14 protein-coding genes are annotated in these 13450 nt (G+C 63.7%); 9 read left to right on the plus strand and 5 right to left on the minus strand.

The genetic code is table 11. The features are described from left to right. On the minus strand, window positions 1-277 hold a 277-nt coding region (locus tag NKI17_RS28205; protein WP_502894640.1), incomplete at its 3' end, for a TadE/TadG family type IV pilus assembly protein. 164 nt (window positions 278-441) lie between these two features. On the opposite strand from NKI17_RS28205, the gene NKI17_RS28210 reads away from it, so the two are divergent. The 3 genes from NKI17_RS28210 to NKI17_RS28220 all read left to right on the plus strand — a co-directional run bounded on the left by NKI17_RS28210 (window position 442) and on the right by NKI17_RS28220 (window position 2492). After that, the gene (locus tag NKI17_RS28210) at window positions 442-1770 is read left to right on the plus strand and encodes an NAD(P)H-dependent oxidoreductase (RefSeq protein ID WP_352571641.1); all 1329 of its coding nucleotides are present in this window, start codon (window positions 442-444) and stop codon (window positions 1768-1770) included. An 87-nt stretch (window positions 1771-1857) separates the two neighbouring features. Then, on the plus strand, window positions 1858-2100 hold the full coding sequence (locus tag NKI17_RS28215; protein ID WP_352571640.1) for a type II toxin-antitoxin system VapB family antitoxin: 243 nt from the start codon (window positions 1858-1860) through the stop codon (window positions 2098-2100). Next, window positions 2100-2492, plus strand: a complete 393-nt coding sequence (locus NKI17_RS28220; RefSeq protein WP_023677428.1) for a type II toxin-antitoxin system VapC family toxin — start codon at window positions 2100-2102, stop codon at window positions 2490-2492. The genes NKI17_RS28215 and NKI17_RS28220 overlap by 1 nt, the downstream gene beginning before the upstream one ends. A 14-nt stretch (window positions 2493-2506) precedes the next feature. Here NKI17_RS28220 and proC read toward each other — a convergent pair whose 3' ends face one another. Then, window positions 2507-3322 carry a pyrroline-5-carboxylate reductase gene (proC, locus tag NKI17_RS28225; protein ID WP_352571639.1) on the minus strand — a complete coding sequence of 272 codons (816 nt, stop codon included), beginning with the start codon at window positions 3320-3322 and terminating at the stop codon, window positions 2507-2509. 306 nt (window positions 3323-3628) lie between these two features. On the opposite strand from proC, the gene NKI17_RS28230 reads away from it, so the two are divergent. The 5 genes from NKI17_RS28230 (at window position 3629) to NKI17_RS28250 (ending at window position 8269) form a co-directional block, all read left to right on the plus strand. Next, entirely contained in the window at window positions 3629-4366 is a 738-nt protein-coding gene (locus tag NKI17_RS28230) for a hypothetical protein (protein ID WP_352571638.1), read from the plus strand. Between the two features lie 36 nt (window positions 4367-4402). Further along, complete coding sequence (locus NKI17_RS28235; RefSeq protein ID WP_023677431.1) at window positions 4403-4537, plus strand: hypothetical protein; 135 nt, start codon at window positions 4403-4405, stop codon at window positions 4535-4537. A gap of 37 nt (window positions 4538-4574) precedes the next feature. Next, window positions 4575-5474, plus strand: a complete 900-nt coding sequence (gene folD, locus NKI17_RS28240) for a bifunctional methylenetetrahydrofolate dehydrogenase/methenyltetrahydrofolate cyclohydrolase FolD (protein WP_352571637.1) — start codon at window positions 4575-4577, stop codon at window positions 5472-5474. 16 nt (window positions 5475-5490) lie between these two features. Continuing rightward, on the plus strand, window positions 5491-6489 hold the full coding sequence (locus NKI17_RS28245; RefSeq protein ID WP_023677433.1) for a GlxA family transcriptional regulator: 999 nt from the start codon (window positions 5491-5493) through the stop codon (window positions 6487-6489). Window positions 6490-6601: 112 nt separating this feature from the next. Next, on the plus strand, window positions 6602-8269 hold the full coding sequence (locus NKI17_RS28250) for a vWA domain-containing protein (RefSeq protein WP_352907086.1): 1668 nt from the start codon (window positions 6602-6604) through the stop codon (window positions 8267-8269). A 45-nt stretch (window positions 8270-8314) separates the two neighbouring features. On the opposite strand, the gene edd is transcribed toward NKI17_RS28250, so the two are convergent. From edd to zwf, 3 genes are all read right to left on the minus strand, one after another. After that, window positions 8315-10138 (minus strand): phosphogluconate dehydratase, encoded by a 1824-nt coding sequence (gene edd / locus NKI17_RS28255; protein ID WP_352571635.1) that lies wholly within the window; start codon window positions 10136-10138, stop codon window positions 8315-8317. 73 nt (window positions 10139-10211) lie between these two features. Next, window positions 10212-10925: a 6-phosphogluconolactonase gene (pgl, locus tag NKI17_RS28260; RefSeq protein WP_023677436.1), complete on the minus strand. Its 714-nt coding sequence runs from the start codon at window positions 10923-10925 to the stop codon at window positions 10212-10214. Further along, window positions 10907-12376, minus strand: coding sequence for a glucose-6-phosphate dehydrogenase (zwf, locus tag NKI17_RS28265; protein WP_352907087.1), 1470 nt, complete (start codon window positions 12374-12376; stop codon window positions 10907-10909). The genes pgl and zwf overlap by 19 nt, the downstream gene beginning before the upstream one ends. 270 nt (window positions 12377-12646) lie before the next feature. Here zwf and NKI17_RS28270 point away from each other — a divergent pair, with 270 nt between their 5' ends. Continuing rightward, on the plus strand, window positions 12647-13393 hold the full coding sequence (locus tag NKI17_RS28270; RefSeq protein WP_352907088.1) for an SDR family oxidoreductase: 747 nt from the start codon (window positions 12647-12649) through the stop codon (window positions 13391-13393). The last annotated feature ends 57 nt before the right edge of the window (window positions 13394-13450 follow it).

The raw sequence follows: 13450 nt of genomic DNA on the forward strand, positions 1-13450 counted from the left end.
GGCTGCTGTAATACCAATAGGAAGTCTCGATACCGAGGCCCGCACCGCCGACGACAATCGGCAAAGACAGAGCAAAAATAGTAGCAACGTTGCCGCTCTCGCCGATCGGTCGCATAGCGCGGAAAAAACACCTAAAAATGCGGGCACGCCAGTCCATTTCCCTATCAAAGCAGGATTGCATAAAAGAATGACTAAGAATTTCCGTACATTTCTTGGCTGCGATCCATCCAGGCTTAACGGCCCGTTCCGCCGCTTCAACGCGGGCCTTTGGCGCCACAGGACCCTCGTTAGTCCTTCGGCCGGGTGCATGTCTTCATAGGAACAATTCTGGTTTCCGGGGTCATGCGCAAGAAAAGACCGCCGCGGCCGGTTTCGATTGGCAATGGGTTGCCGTTCCCTGCTATTCCCGCTTCAAATCAAAAAGCAGTGGACGTTTCCAGTATGACCAATGTCGCCTTGACCGGGCTTGCCCGCGATCTTGCCAAGCGCGCCGCGGAAGGCCGCCCGGTGCGCATCGGCGTTATCGGTTCGGGCGAGATGGGCACCGACCTGGTGACGCAAGGCATGCTGATGCCGGGCATTTCGGTTTGCGCGATCTCGACGCGCCGCCCGCATACGGCGCGTGACGCCATCCGCATTGCTTATGGCGACCAGGCGATGGCAGCCGAAGCGGACAGCGCTTCGAAGGTCAGCCAGGCGATCGAAAGCGGCAAGATCGCCGTCACCTCGAACGAAATGCTGGTCACCAATCCGCTTATCGATGTCGTCATCGATGCCACCGGCAAGCCCGGGGTCGCCGCCGATTTCGACCTGATGGCGATGCAGCACGGCAAGCATCTGGTGATGATGAATGTCGAGGCCGACGTCACCATCGGCTGTTATCTGAAGCAGCAGGCCGACCGGCTCGGCGTCGTCTATTCGGTCGGTGCCGGCGACGAGCCGTCGAGCTGCATGGAGCTGATCGAGTTCGCCTCGGCGCTCGGCTACACCATCGTCTCCGCCGGCAAGGGCAAGAACAACCCGCTCAACCACGACGCCGTTCCCGACGACTACCGCGAGGAGGCGCTGCGCCGCAACATGAATCCGCGCATGCTGGTCGAGTTCGTCGACGGCTCGAAAACCATGGTCGAGATGTGCGCCATTGCCAACGCCACCGGGCTGGTGCCCGACGTTCCCGGCATGCACGGCCCCAAGGCCGATCGCGACGAGCTGGTCAAGGTGCTGATCCCGCGCGAGCAGGGCGGCATTCTGTCGAAGAAGGGCGTCGTCGACTACACCGTCGGCAAGGGCGTGGCGCCCGGTGTCTTCGTCATCGTCGAGGCGACGCATCCGCGCATCATCGAGCGCATGGACGATCTGCATATCGGCCACGGTCCCTATTACAGCTTCTTCAGGCCCTACCATCTGACCTCGTTGGAAGTGCCGCTGACGGCCGCTCGCATCGCGCTTTACGGCAAGCCCGACATGGTGCCGCTGCCGCGGCCGGTGGCAGAGGTCTGCGCGGTGGCCAAGCGCGATCTGGCGGCAGGCGAGGTTTTCGACGCGATCGGCGAGACCTGCTACCGCTCCTGGACCATGACCGTCGAAGAAGCCCGCGCCCATCGCGCCGTGCCGGTCGGTCTGCTCGAAGGCGGCAAGGTGCTGAAACCGGTGAGGAAAGGCGAATTGCTCACCGCCGACAATGCCGCGCCCGACCCGACGACCGGGCTGTTCGCCTTGCGCCGGCTGCAGGACGAGATGCTGTATGGGCGTGACGCTGTCGACCGGTGAGCTGTCGCGGTGGCCTTTGGCCGGGCCTACTGGCATTGTCATTACAACTCTCTATATTGTATTGACGATGAAGGCGGAGGCGATCACATGAATCTTCAGATCAGGGACCCGCGCGCACGCGAACTGGCGCGAGAGCTTGCTGCCAAACGCAAGATTTCGATGACCGAAGCGGTCATCGAAGCGCTTGAATCCGAGTTGAAGCGGGAGAGCGGACGCATTCCCCTGGCTGAGCGGCTTGCTGCCATTGCCAACGACTTCAAGGCCAAGGCAGGCCAAGGTGGTCGGGCTGTGACGAAGGATGAGATCGATGAGATGTGGGGCCATCCCTGATGTTCATCGACACCTCCGTGGTTGTCGCGATTCTTTCAGGCGAAGAGGATGCCCGCGAGTTGAGTAATCGCATTGAGGCAGCGCCCGCGAGAATAACTTCGGCGTTGGTGGTGCTTGAAGCGGCGATGCGGCTTTCGACGATGCTTGCCGTGCCGCCGGTTGTCGCCGGAGATGCGATAGAGGCGTTTCTTCGCGAGGCCGAAATCGAAATTGTGCCGATCGACGCCAGCGATGCCAAGCTCGCGATCCAGGCATTTTCAGACTACGGAAAGGGGCGCGGACATCCCGCCCAGCTCAACTTAGCCGACTGCCTTTCTTATGCCTGCGCAAAAAGTCATGGCTCCGCACTGCTCTACAAGGGCAACGACTTTTCGCATACCGACCTCGCGTAATCCGCAACCGGCTGTTACTTCCCGAGCTCGATAGACCGCAGCCGCGCCGCTTCCACCGCCTCGGTGAGCAGGCGCGTCAGACGGTCCTCGCCCATCAGCACGGCAAGGGCGGCAGCCGTGGTGCCGTTGGGGCTGGTCACCTGCTGTCTGAGCACGCCGGGCTCCTCGCCGCTTTCGGCGGCCAGCGAGGCGGCGCCGTAGACCGTCTGCATGGCCAAGAGCTTGGCAGTCCCCGTCGGCAGGCCGGCTTTCTCGGCGGCCACGGTCAGCGCTTCGATGAAATGGAAGATATAGGCCGGCCCCGACCCGGAGACTGCCGTCACCGCATCCATCAGGGCTTCGTCGTCGATATCGGCCACTTGCCCGCTCGCCGAAAGCAGGTCGGCAACAAAACGCTTGGTGTCGTCGGAAACCAGGCTGTTGGAAAACACCACCATCATGCCCTTGCCGATCGCCGCCGGCGTGTTGGGCATGCAGCGCACGATCGGCGCGCGGTCGCCGAGAATACCTTCGAACGTAGCGACGGGTGTCCCGGCGGCGATGCTGAGGAAGGTGGTCCGGCCATCATTGAAGCGGATGTAGCCGGCCGTCACGTCGCGGATCACCTGCGGCTTGACCGCAATGACGACGAGGGTCGGCACGGCGTCCGCCGGGATGGCGCCGGCATCCGCGCCGGCAGCGCAGCCCAGCGCTTCGGCACGCTTGCGCAACTCGGCATTGGGCTCGACCACAAACACCGCAGCCGGAGCCAGCTTGCCGGCTTTCAGCCAGCCCGAGAGCATGGCGTAGCCCATATTGCCGCAACCGGCGAGAACAAGCCTGATCGTCATCGAAAGCCTCCCATAGAGATGGCTTCCCATAGACGTTCGCGGCAGGGCGGGGAAGCCCCTGTTGGGACTGTGATCACGCGGAATTCCCGGACTGAGATCGGTCGCAACGATACTTGCTCAGGCCAGCAACACCACATTATCAATGAAGAAATCGCCGGGACAGATGTTCTCCTTGCGGTTGGGATGCGCATGTAGTCGCGCAGGGGTGGGCCGACCAAATTAACCTTTTATTTCCTATGCCTGTTTAGCATCGCTTAACCAGGAACGGTCGCTACGTCCCAGCCCGAGGGGAAAGCTCGAGGAATCATGGCTTACAGGGATAATCGTGAACACCGGAGGAACGAGCGGTCCTTGCTGTCGCTCGTCGAGGCGGTGCGCGGCGAGGACGAAGCATCGCTGGTTTCGCTAGAGGACCGCGCAGGCCGGTTATGGCGCGAGGATGCCGCCACACGCCATCGTCTTGCCCGCTCGCGCCGCGAAGCGCGTGCCAGCACGATCCTGTTGGCAGCCGCCGGCATTACCCAGCCCCGTCCTGATGAGCCAAAGGCCGGCACCATGCTGATGGAAGAGGCTGCAGCTGCCGATCGGTTTTTCGTCCCCGCTGGCTCCCTTGGCGGCCCCGATGCCGGTTCCGCCGATCGCCCAGCATATCGGGCAGCGCCGCCTCCTGCTCTGCCGGTCGAGATCGCGCGTACCAAACGTCCTGGTCCGATCGGTGCCGTGTTGTCGGCGCTGAGCCGGCTCATGCCTGGCAGAGCGCCGGAGGAGATGGCGTCCGGTGAGACTTCCGCCGCGACAAATTCCACCGCAGCGATGCCACCTGCGTTCCACCCGCAGCCGCTCTATGCCGGTCGGGCACCTTATCCGCAGCAACCCACGCCGCCGCATTCGGCCCATACTCAGGCCTGGTCGAGGAAGGCAAATCAGGCCTCGGAAGCCGCCGATCAGCAAAGCCAGATCGAGGAAATCCGCGCCAGCCTGCGCGAATTCCGCGAGGTCGTTCGCGAGCTCACCGAAAACCGCGCGCGCCGCCGCTATTTCTGAGCGTCGAATAAAACATGCCGGTTTCGAGTTAACGGCATGGGACGGCGCATTGACGGGATTGCCCGGCTCGATTTTCGTGAAAATGCCGCGCTGCATGTCCGCCCGCAGCGCATGGTTCTGGGCAACGGCCTGCATAAAAGATATCTGGAGCGCGCCGCATGGATGTTTTAACGCGGCAGGCTTACGCGATAGGCGTCGAGGGTGGTTCATGGCTGAGTTGATTGACGGAAAAAGCGTCGCCGAAGACGTGGTGCGGCGGGTCAAGGCCCTGACCGCCGAACTGGCGGAAAAGGGTGGACGGCAGCCCGGTCTCGCCGTGGTCATCGTCGGCGAGGATCCGGCGAGCCAAGTCTATGTCGCCTCCAAATCCCGCACCGCCAAGGAATGCGGCTTCCATTCGGTTCAGCACACGCTGCCGGCCGAAACCTCCGAGCCGGACCTGTTGAAGATCATCGGCCAGCTCAACGCCGATCCGGCCATCAACGGCATCCTCGTGCAGCTTCCGCTTCCCGGCCATATCGATTCCGGCAAGATCATCCAGACCATCGCGCCGGAGAAGGATGTCGACGGCTTCCACTTCATCAATGTCGGCAAGCTCGGCACCGGCGAACTCGAGACCGCCTTCGTGCCTTGCACGCCGGCCGGCTCGATGCTGCTGATCGAACGGGTGCGCGGCAAGGACCTGTCCGGTCTCAATGCGGTCGTCGTCGGGCGTTCGAACATCGTCGGCAAACCGATGGCCAATCTTCTGCTTGCCGCCAACTGCACCGTCACCATCGCACACAGCCGGACCAGGGACCTGCCGGCGCTTGCCCGCACCGCCGATATTCTGGTCGCCGCCGTCGGCCGGTCTGAAATGGTCCGCGGCGACTGGGTCAAGCCTGGCGCCACCGTCATCGATGTCGGCATCAACCGCGTCGCCGCACCTGAAAAGGGCGAAGGCAAGACGCGCCTCGTCGGCGACGTCGCCTTTGCCGAGGCGGCGAAGACGGCCGGCGCCATCACGCCGGTGCCTGGCGGCGTCGGACCGATGACCATTGCCATGCTGATGGCCAACACGCTAGCTTCCGCCTATCTCGCAGCCGGATTGGAACGGCCTTCCTTCTGACCAGAAAGCAGCGTCCTTGCCGAACCTCACTGTTCCCTTAGAACGGCCGGTCACCAATGATCCCGTTCAGGGCGGGCGGCAGTTCGGGTTTCTGTTGGTCGACAAGTTCTCCATGTTCTCGCTGGCCGCGGCAATCGACACGTTCCGGTCGGCGAACCGGCTGCTCGGCCGCGATTTCTATGGCTGGACTACGGTGTCGGCCGACGGCGACGCCGTCATGGCGTCCAACGGCCTGCCGCTCAAGATCGACTACGCGGTTGCCGATCTGCCGCCGGTCGATATCCTGTTCGTCTCGGTCGGGCTGACGACGGAATTTCCCGGCAAGAGCAAGGTGCTGGCAGCGCTGCGCAGTTGGGGCCGGCGCGGCAATGCGCTCGGCGCGCTTTCGGTCGGCTCCTATTTGCTTGCCGAAGCAGGCCAGCTCGATGGCTATCGCTGCACCATCCATTGGGAAAACCGCGCCGGCTTCCTCGAACGCTTTCCGGACATCAACTGCACCGGCAACGTCTTCGAGATCGACCGCAAGCGCTACACCTGCGCCGGCGGCACCACATCGATCGACCTGATGCTGGAGATCGTGCGCGGTGATTTCGGCTCGAGCCTCGCCAATGGCGTCGCCAACCAGTTCCAGCATGAGCGCATCCGCTCGGCCGGGGACCGCCAGCGCGTCGGCCCGGAACGCGACCTGACCGGCAAGTCGGAGAAGCTGCGCCGCATCGTCGAGCTGATGGCCGACCATCTCGACGAGCCGCTGTCGGCGGTGCAACTCGCCAAGTCGGCGGGCCTGTCGGTGCGCCAGGTCGAGCGCCTGTTCCTGCGCCATCTCAGTGTGACGCCCGGGCGCTATTATATGCGGCTCAGGCTCGAGCGGGCGCGCGAATTGCTGCGCCAGACAAACATGCCGATCCTCGACGTGGCAATCGCCACCGGCTTCACCTCGCATTCCTATTTTGCCCAGAGCTACCGGCTGCAATTCGGCCGGCCGCCTTCCGAGGAACGCCGCACGGCCTATTGAGGGTTTGGCAGAGAGGCGACGCAGCTTCGTACTCCGTCCGGGCTTGTGTCGCGACCCGGCGTCAAATAGCTTTCCGGCGCCGAGCGGCGGCGACTGACGGGGGAGATTTTTGATGGCGGGATTTGTGCAGAGCGTCGCTGCGGCCGCCCTGTTGCTGTGGACGACGGGGTTCGGCTTCGCCGCCGATCGCGTCATCGTCATTCTCGATGCCTCCGGCTCGATGTGGGCGCAGATCGACGGCAAGCCCAAGCTCGAAATCGCCCGTCAATCGCTGCGGAACGTGCTGCAATCGGTCCCGGCCGAGGAGGAAATAGGCTTCATGGCCTATGGCCATCGCGAGAAGGCCAGTTGCGACGACATCGAACTCATCGTGCCACCGCAGGAAGGCTCGGCAAGTGCGATCTCAGCCGCGGCCGACAGCTTGAAATTTCAGGGCAAGACGCCGCTGACCGCTGCGGTCAAGCAAGCGGCGGAAGCATTGAAATACACCGAGGACAAGGCGACGGTCGTTCTCATCACCGATGGCATCGAGACATGTAGCGGCGATCCCTGTGCGCTCGGCAAGGAACTGGAGGCTGCTGGCGTCGACTTCACCGTCAATGTCGTCGGCTTCGGCCTGACGGCGGCCGAGGGCAAGCAGGTCGGTTGCCTCGCCGACAATACCGGCGGCAAATATATCGAAGCGTCGGATGAAAAGGCATTGCAGGACGCCCTCGTCGAGACCGTTGCGCCTCCGCCACCCGCCCCTGAACCGACTCCCGCCCCGCAGCCTGCTCCCCAGCCGGCGCCCGCCCAGCCGGCGGAGTCCAATTTCGTGCCCACCGTCGTGCTTGCCGAGGGTGGCGATCCCGTCACCGACGGCAATGCCTGGGAGATCTACAAGGCGAATTCCGACGGCACGCGCGGCGATCCCGTCACCACCGAATATGGCACCTACAAGGGCAATCTGGAGCCGGGCGACTATATCGTCGTCGCGCGTGCCGGCGAGGCCAGGGCCGAACAGAAGATCAAGATAGAGCCTGGCCAGGTCGCCAAACCGCACTTCAACTTGAATGCCGGCACGCTGGTCATCCACCCGCGGCCAAGCGAAGGAGCGGACGTTGATGACGGCGCGGCTGTCGTAATTGGCTATCCCGGCGTCGACACCCCGCCGACCTATTACGGTGACACGAAAGTCGTGCTGCCGGCCGGTGACCAGAAGGTGACGGTCACGATCGGCCAGGGCATGGTTATCGAGACGATCCCGCTTGCCGCCGGCAGGGTCATCGACAAGGACATCATCGTCGGCGTCGGGCGTATCGTCGCCAACGCCTATTATGCTGCCGGCGGCGACAAGGCCGAGGGTTCGGGCGTCGGCTTCAAAGTGCTCCAGGCGAAAAAGAACGTCGACGGAACCAGGCAGGAGGTGACTTATGCCTACGGTCCGGACAGCAAGTTCGATCTGCCGCCCGACGATTATGTAATGGTCGCGACGGTCGACCTTGCGGTGGCCGAGCAGCCGTTCAGCGTCAAGGTTGGCGACCATCAGGATCTGAAGATCGCGATGAACGCCGGCATGCTGACGATAACCGCGCCAGGGGCCTCGAAGATCGAGATATTCGAGGCCAGGAAGGCCATCGACGGAACCCGCAAGTCGGTCGGCTACGCCTACGACCAGAAGTATCAAGCCACTCTGTCGGCCGGCGACTACGCGGTGGTTTCGGAGAAATCGGACAACAGCTCGAGGGAAGGCACGGTAACGGTCAGGGCCGGCGCGCGAGCCGAGCTGACCGTTCAGTAGATCTAAGGGAGAGCGGCCGCCAGCCGCTCTTCCATGGTCGAAAAGTCACGCCGTACCGAAGGCGCTGGCGCCATGGTCGGCGCGTCCCACCAACTGCCGGAACCCGGCGAAAAGCTCGCGGCCGAAGCCGAATTCATTGCCTATGAGGTCGCTGTCCGCGGGGCGGCGCAGTGCGAAATCGCCGGCTGGCACCAGTACCTCCAGCGTCCCGGCCTCGGCGTCGAGCCTGATGATATCGCCGTCATGGATCCTGGCGATAGGCCCGTCCTCCGCCGCTTCCGGCGTCACGTGAATCGCCGCTGGCACCTTGCCTGAAGCGCCCGACATGCGGCCGTCGGTGACCAACGCCACATGCTGGCCGCGGTCCTGCAGGATGCCGAGCACGGTGGTCAGCCTGTGCAATTCCGGCATGCCGTTGGCCTTCGGTCCCTGGAACCGAATGACGGCGATGAAGTCGCCGGTCAGCGACCCCGCCTTGAACGCCTCGTTCAGGCCTTGCTGGCTGTCGAACACCTTGGCCGGCGCCTCGATGACGCGCCGCTCCGGCTTGACCGCCGATGTCTTGATGACGGCGTGGCCGAGATTGCCCGAAAGCACTTTCAGACCGCCGCTCGGCTGGAACGCCTTCTTGAACGGCGCCAGCACCTTCTCGTCCCCGCTCTCGCGCGGCGAAGCCTCGCGCACGACGCCGCCGTCGGCGCCGAGCCTGGCCTCGACCGCGTAGGGGCGCAGCCCTTCGCCCCACACCGTCTGCACATCCTCGTGCAGGATGCCTGCGTCGAGCAGTTCGCGGATCAGGAAGCCGAGCCCGCCGGCGGCGTGGAAGTGGTTCACATCGGCAAGGCCGTTCGGATAGACTCGCGCCAGCAGCGGCACGGCTTCCGAGATGTCGGAAATATCCTGCCAGGTAATGGCGATGCCGGCCGCCGCTGCCATGGCGATCAGGTGGATGGTGTGGTTGGTCGAACCGCCGGTGGCGTGCAGGCCGACGATGCCGTTGACGATCGAGCGCTCGTCGATCATCCGCCCGACCGGCGTGTAGGCGTTGCCGAGCGCGGTGATCGCCAGCGCCCGCTTCGTCGCTTCCCTGGTCAGCGCGTCGCGCAGCGGCGTGCCGGGATTGACGAAGGAAGCGCCAGGCGTGTGCAGGCCCATGATCTCCATCAGCATCTGGTTGGAATTGGCGGTACCGTAGAAAGTGCAGGTTCCCGGCCCGTGATAGGATTTTGATTCGGCTTCGAGCAGTTCGGCCCGCCCGGCCTTGCCCTCGGCATAGAGCTGGCGGATCTTGGCCTTTTCGTCGTTCGGAATGCCGGTCGTCATGGGCCCGGCCGGGATGAAGACCGCCGGCAGATGGCCGAAGGTCAGCGCCGCGATCACCAGCCCGGGCACGATTTTGTCGCAGACGCCGAGATAGACGGCGGCATCGAACATGTTGTGCGACAGGCCGATTGCCGCGGCCATGGCGATCACGTCGCGCGAGAACAGCGACAGCTCCATTCCGGGCTGGCCCTGGGTGACGCCGTCACACATCGCCGGCACGCCGCCGGCCACCTGGGCGATGCCGCCGGCCTCGCGCGCCGCATCCTTGATCAGCGCCGGAAACGTCTCGAAAGGCTGATGTGCCGACAGCATATCGTTATAGGAGGTGATAATGCCGAGATTCGGCACCCGGTCCCCGCCAAGCGCTACCTTTTCGGAAGGGCTGCAGACGGCAAAGCCATGGGCCAGGTTGCCGCAGGACAGCACGGCCCGGTTGGCGGTGCGGTTCGAGGCTTCGGCGATGCGGCCGAGATAGGCCTCGCGACCGGGCTTGGAGCGCTCACGGATGCGCTGGGTGATGGCTTCGATATCGCGTCTTGCGGTCATGGCGGTCGGTCCTTTCAGGCGAGGTCCCGCAAACACCTTCCGGCTATTGCCGGGACCTGCAGCCAAGTTGAGATCAGGGTGCCCAGAAAACCTCTACGGGCTTTTGAGTGGCATCGAGCACGGCGCGAATGGGCTTTCGTGCTCCAGTTCCAAGCGCGGCCTCGAATGCGGTGCGTTTTTCCGCGCCCTCGATATGCAGCGCGATGAAGGCGGCATTGATGATCCGCGCCAGTGATAGCGTCAGCCGTGGCTCGCCGGCGCTTGCCGCGTGAACCGGAAGCACGATCTTTTGCGACGACGGATCGAGCAATCTTGCCAGGTTGTCGGCATCCGGAAAGAACGAGGCGGTGTGGCCATCAGTTCCCATGCCGAGCACAACAACGTCGAGTGGCCAGGGCAGCACTTGCAGCGCCTCACTGTCGGAGACCGCTGCACCCTCGATCGTTGCCGCGGCGTGGTAGAGCGGCACGAAATTCGCGGCGGCGGCCGCGTTCTGCAGCAGGTTGGCGGCAACCAGGCCGGCATTGGAGCGCGGCGATGAGGGCGGCACGAAGCGCTCGTCGACCAATGTTATCGTCACCTTTTCCCAGGCGATCGGAACGGTCGAAAGCGCCGCGAAGAATTTCGCCGGCGTCGTGCCGCCCGAGACCGCAAGCAGCGCCATGCCGCGCTCGGCGATCGCCTTTGAGAGACGGCCGGCGACGTGGCCGGCAAGCGCTGTCGCCAACTCCTGGCGTCCGGCAAATTCGTGCCAGTTGTAGGCGCCGCCTAATTGCTCTCGTGCCATGTCCGCCCGTCGCGTTCGATCAGCGCAATCGAGGCCGAGGGGCCCCATGTGCCGGCGGTGTAGCCTTGCGCCTCTTGCCTGCCGCTTTCCCAGGCGTCCTGGATCGGGTCGATCCATTTCCACGCCGCCTCGACCTCGTCGCGGCGCATGAACAGCGTCTGGTTGCCACGGATGACGTCCATGATCAGCCGCTCATAGGCATCGGGGGCGCGGCCGTCGAAGGATTGCGCAAAACTCATGTCGAGCGGAATCTGGCGCAGCCGCATGCCGCCCGGCCCCGGATCCTTGATCATGATGAACTGCTTGACGCCCTCGTCGGGCTGCAGCCTGATGACCAGCTGGTTGGCGGAAATCGGCCCGGCGCTCTCGCCGAAGATCGAATGCGGGATCGGCTTGAATTCGATGACGATCTCCGAAACGCGGGTCGCCAGCCGCTTGCCGGTTCGGAGGTAGAACGGCACGCCCGCCCAGCGCCAGTTGCCGATCTCGGCCTTGAGCGCAACGAAAGTCTCGGTGTTGCTGTTCTTGCCGAGCTCCTCGACATAGCCTTTCACCGGCCCGCCGGCCGAGGCGCCGGCACGGTATTGTCCGCGCACCGTGTGCTTCGGCGCTTCGTTGCCGTTGATGCGCTTCAGCGCCCGCAGCACCTTCAGCTTTTCGTCACGGACGGCATCGGCGTCCATCGACGACGGCGCCTCCATGGCGACGAGGCAGAGCAGTTGCAGCATGTGGTTCTGCACCATGTCGCGCAATGCGCCGGCCTTGTCGTAATAAGTGACGCGGTCTTCCAGGCCGACTGTCTCGGCCACGGTGATCTGCACATGATCGACATTGGCGGAATTCCAGAGCGGCTCGTAGAGCGCGTTGGCAAAGCGCAGCGCCATCAAATTCTGCACCGTCTCCTTGCCGAGATAGTGATCGATGCGGAAAATCTGGCTTTCATGGAAGTCGTCGCCGACCAGGTCATTGAGCGCGCGCGCCGAAGCTAGATCGCGGCCGATCGGCTTTTCCAGCACGATGCGCGAATTCGGCGTGATCAGCCCGTGCTCCTTCAGCTTGTGCGAGATGTCGCCGAACAGTGCCGGCGCCACCGCCAGATAGAAAGCGCGGATGTGTTCGCTGTCGCCGATCGCCTGCTTCAGCCTGTCGAAGCCGGCACCTGTGGTTGCATCTGCCGGGACATAGGAAAGCCGTGCGAGGAACGTCTTCAGTTCCGTGGCGTCGATATCTTCCGGCTTCACGTGGTCGGCAATCGCCTGCCTGGCGAAAGACTGGAACTCCTCGTCTGTCATCTTCGAACGCGATGTGCCGATGATGCGCGTCGGCTCGGAAAACTGGTGGTCGCGCTGCCGGTGGTACAGCGACGGCAGAAGCTTACGTTCCGACAGGTCGCCGGTGCCGCCGAAAATGATGAAGTCGAAAGGGTCGACGGGAATGATCTGGCTGGTCATGGTCTGTCCGCTGTGACGCCGGTCGCGATAACGCGGCTGATATAATCTAATCGATTTAAACTTGCCAGTGCCATTGCGTCACATCCGCGTGTGCTCTTGACACCGGCGCTGGCCGGAGGCTTGTCGGCAAGCGATGCTTCCGGAGCCTTCGCAGGTGCAGCATAGAGCCGGATGGCAGCGAAAGCCAAAGAAGAAATCGTCGATGGACGCACATCTTTCGATGGCCATGGCCAAACGCGTCGATCGCCTTCAACGATGAGTGAGAAAAGCATGCGCCTGCAAAACAAAGTCGCCATCATCACTGGCGCTGCCTCGGGTTTTGGCGAGGGCATGGCCAGTCGCTTTGCCGAGGAGGGCGCGCGCGTAGTCGTCGCCGATCTGAACGCCAAGGGCGCAGAGCGCGTTGCCGGCGAGATCGGCGAAAAGGCGATCTGGACCCAGACCGACGTCTCGCTGCGGTCCGAATTCGACGACATGGTCCATGCTGCAATGAGCGCCTTCGGCCGCATCGACATCATGGTCAACAATGCCGGTTACACCCATCGCAACGGTGACATGCTGGAAGTCGACGAGGCGACCTTCGACCTGATCACGTCAGTCAACATGAAGGCGATCTACCACGCAGCGCTTGCCGTGGTACCGGTGATGGAGCGGCAAGGCGGTGGCGTCATCCTGACGACGGCCTCCACGGCCGGTATCAGACCGCGGCCCGGCCTCACCTGGTACAATGCATCGAAGGGCTGGGCGATCACCGCGACCAAATCGATGGCGGTGGAACTCGCGCCGAAGAACATCCGCGTCAACTGCCTCTGCCCAGTTGCCGGCGAGACCGGCATGCTCGCGAAATTCATGGGCGCCGACACACCCGAGATCCGCGAGAAGTTCCGCGCGTCGATCCCGCTCGGCCGGCTTTCGACGCCGCTCGACATAGCCAATGCCGCGCTTTGGCTCGCTTCGGACGAGGCGGCTTTCATCACCGGCGTGGCGCTGGAAGTCGACGGCGGGCGTTGTATTTGAACGGTCCGGTTATCCGGCGGAGGACCGGCTGATGGCGAGCGACCCGCAATCGCTCTG

This window comes from Mesorhizobium sp. M0816 (assembly GCF_040320005.1).
Classification (GTDB): Bacteria; Pseudomonadota; Alphaproteobacteria; order Rhizobiales; family Rhizobiaceae; genus Mesorhizobium.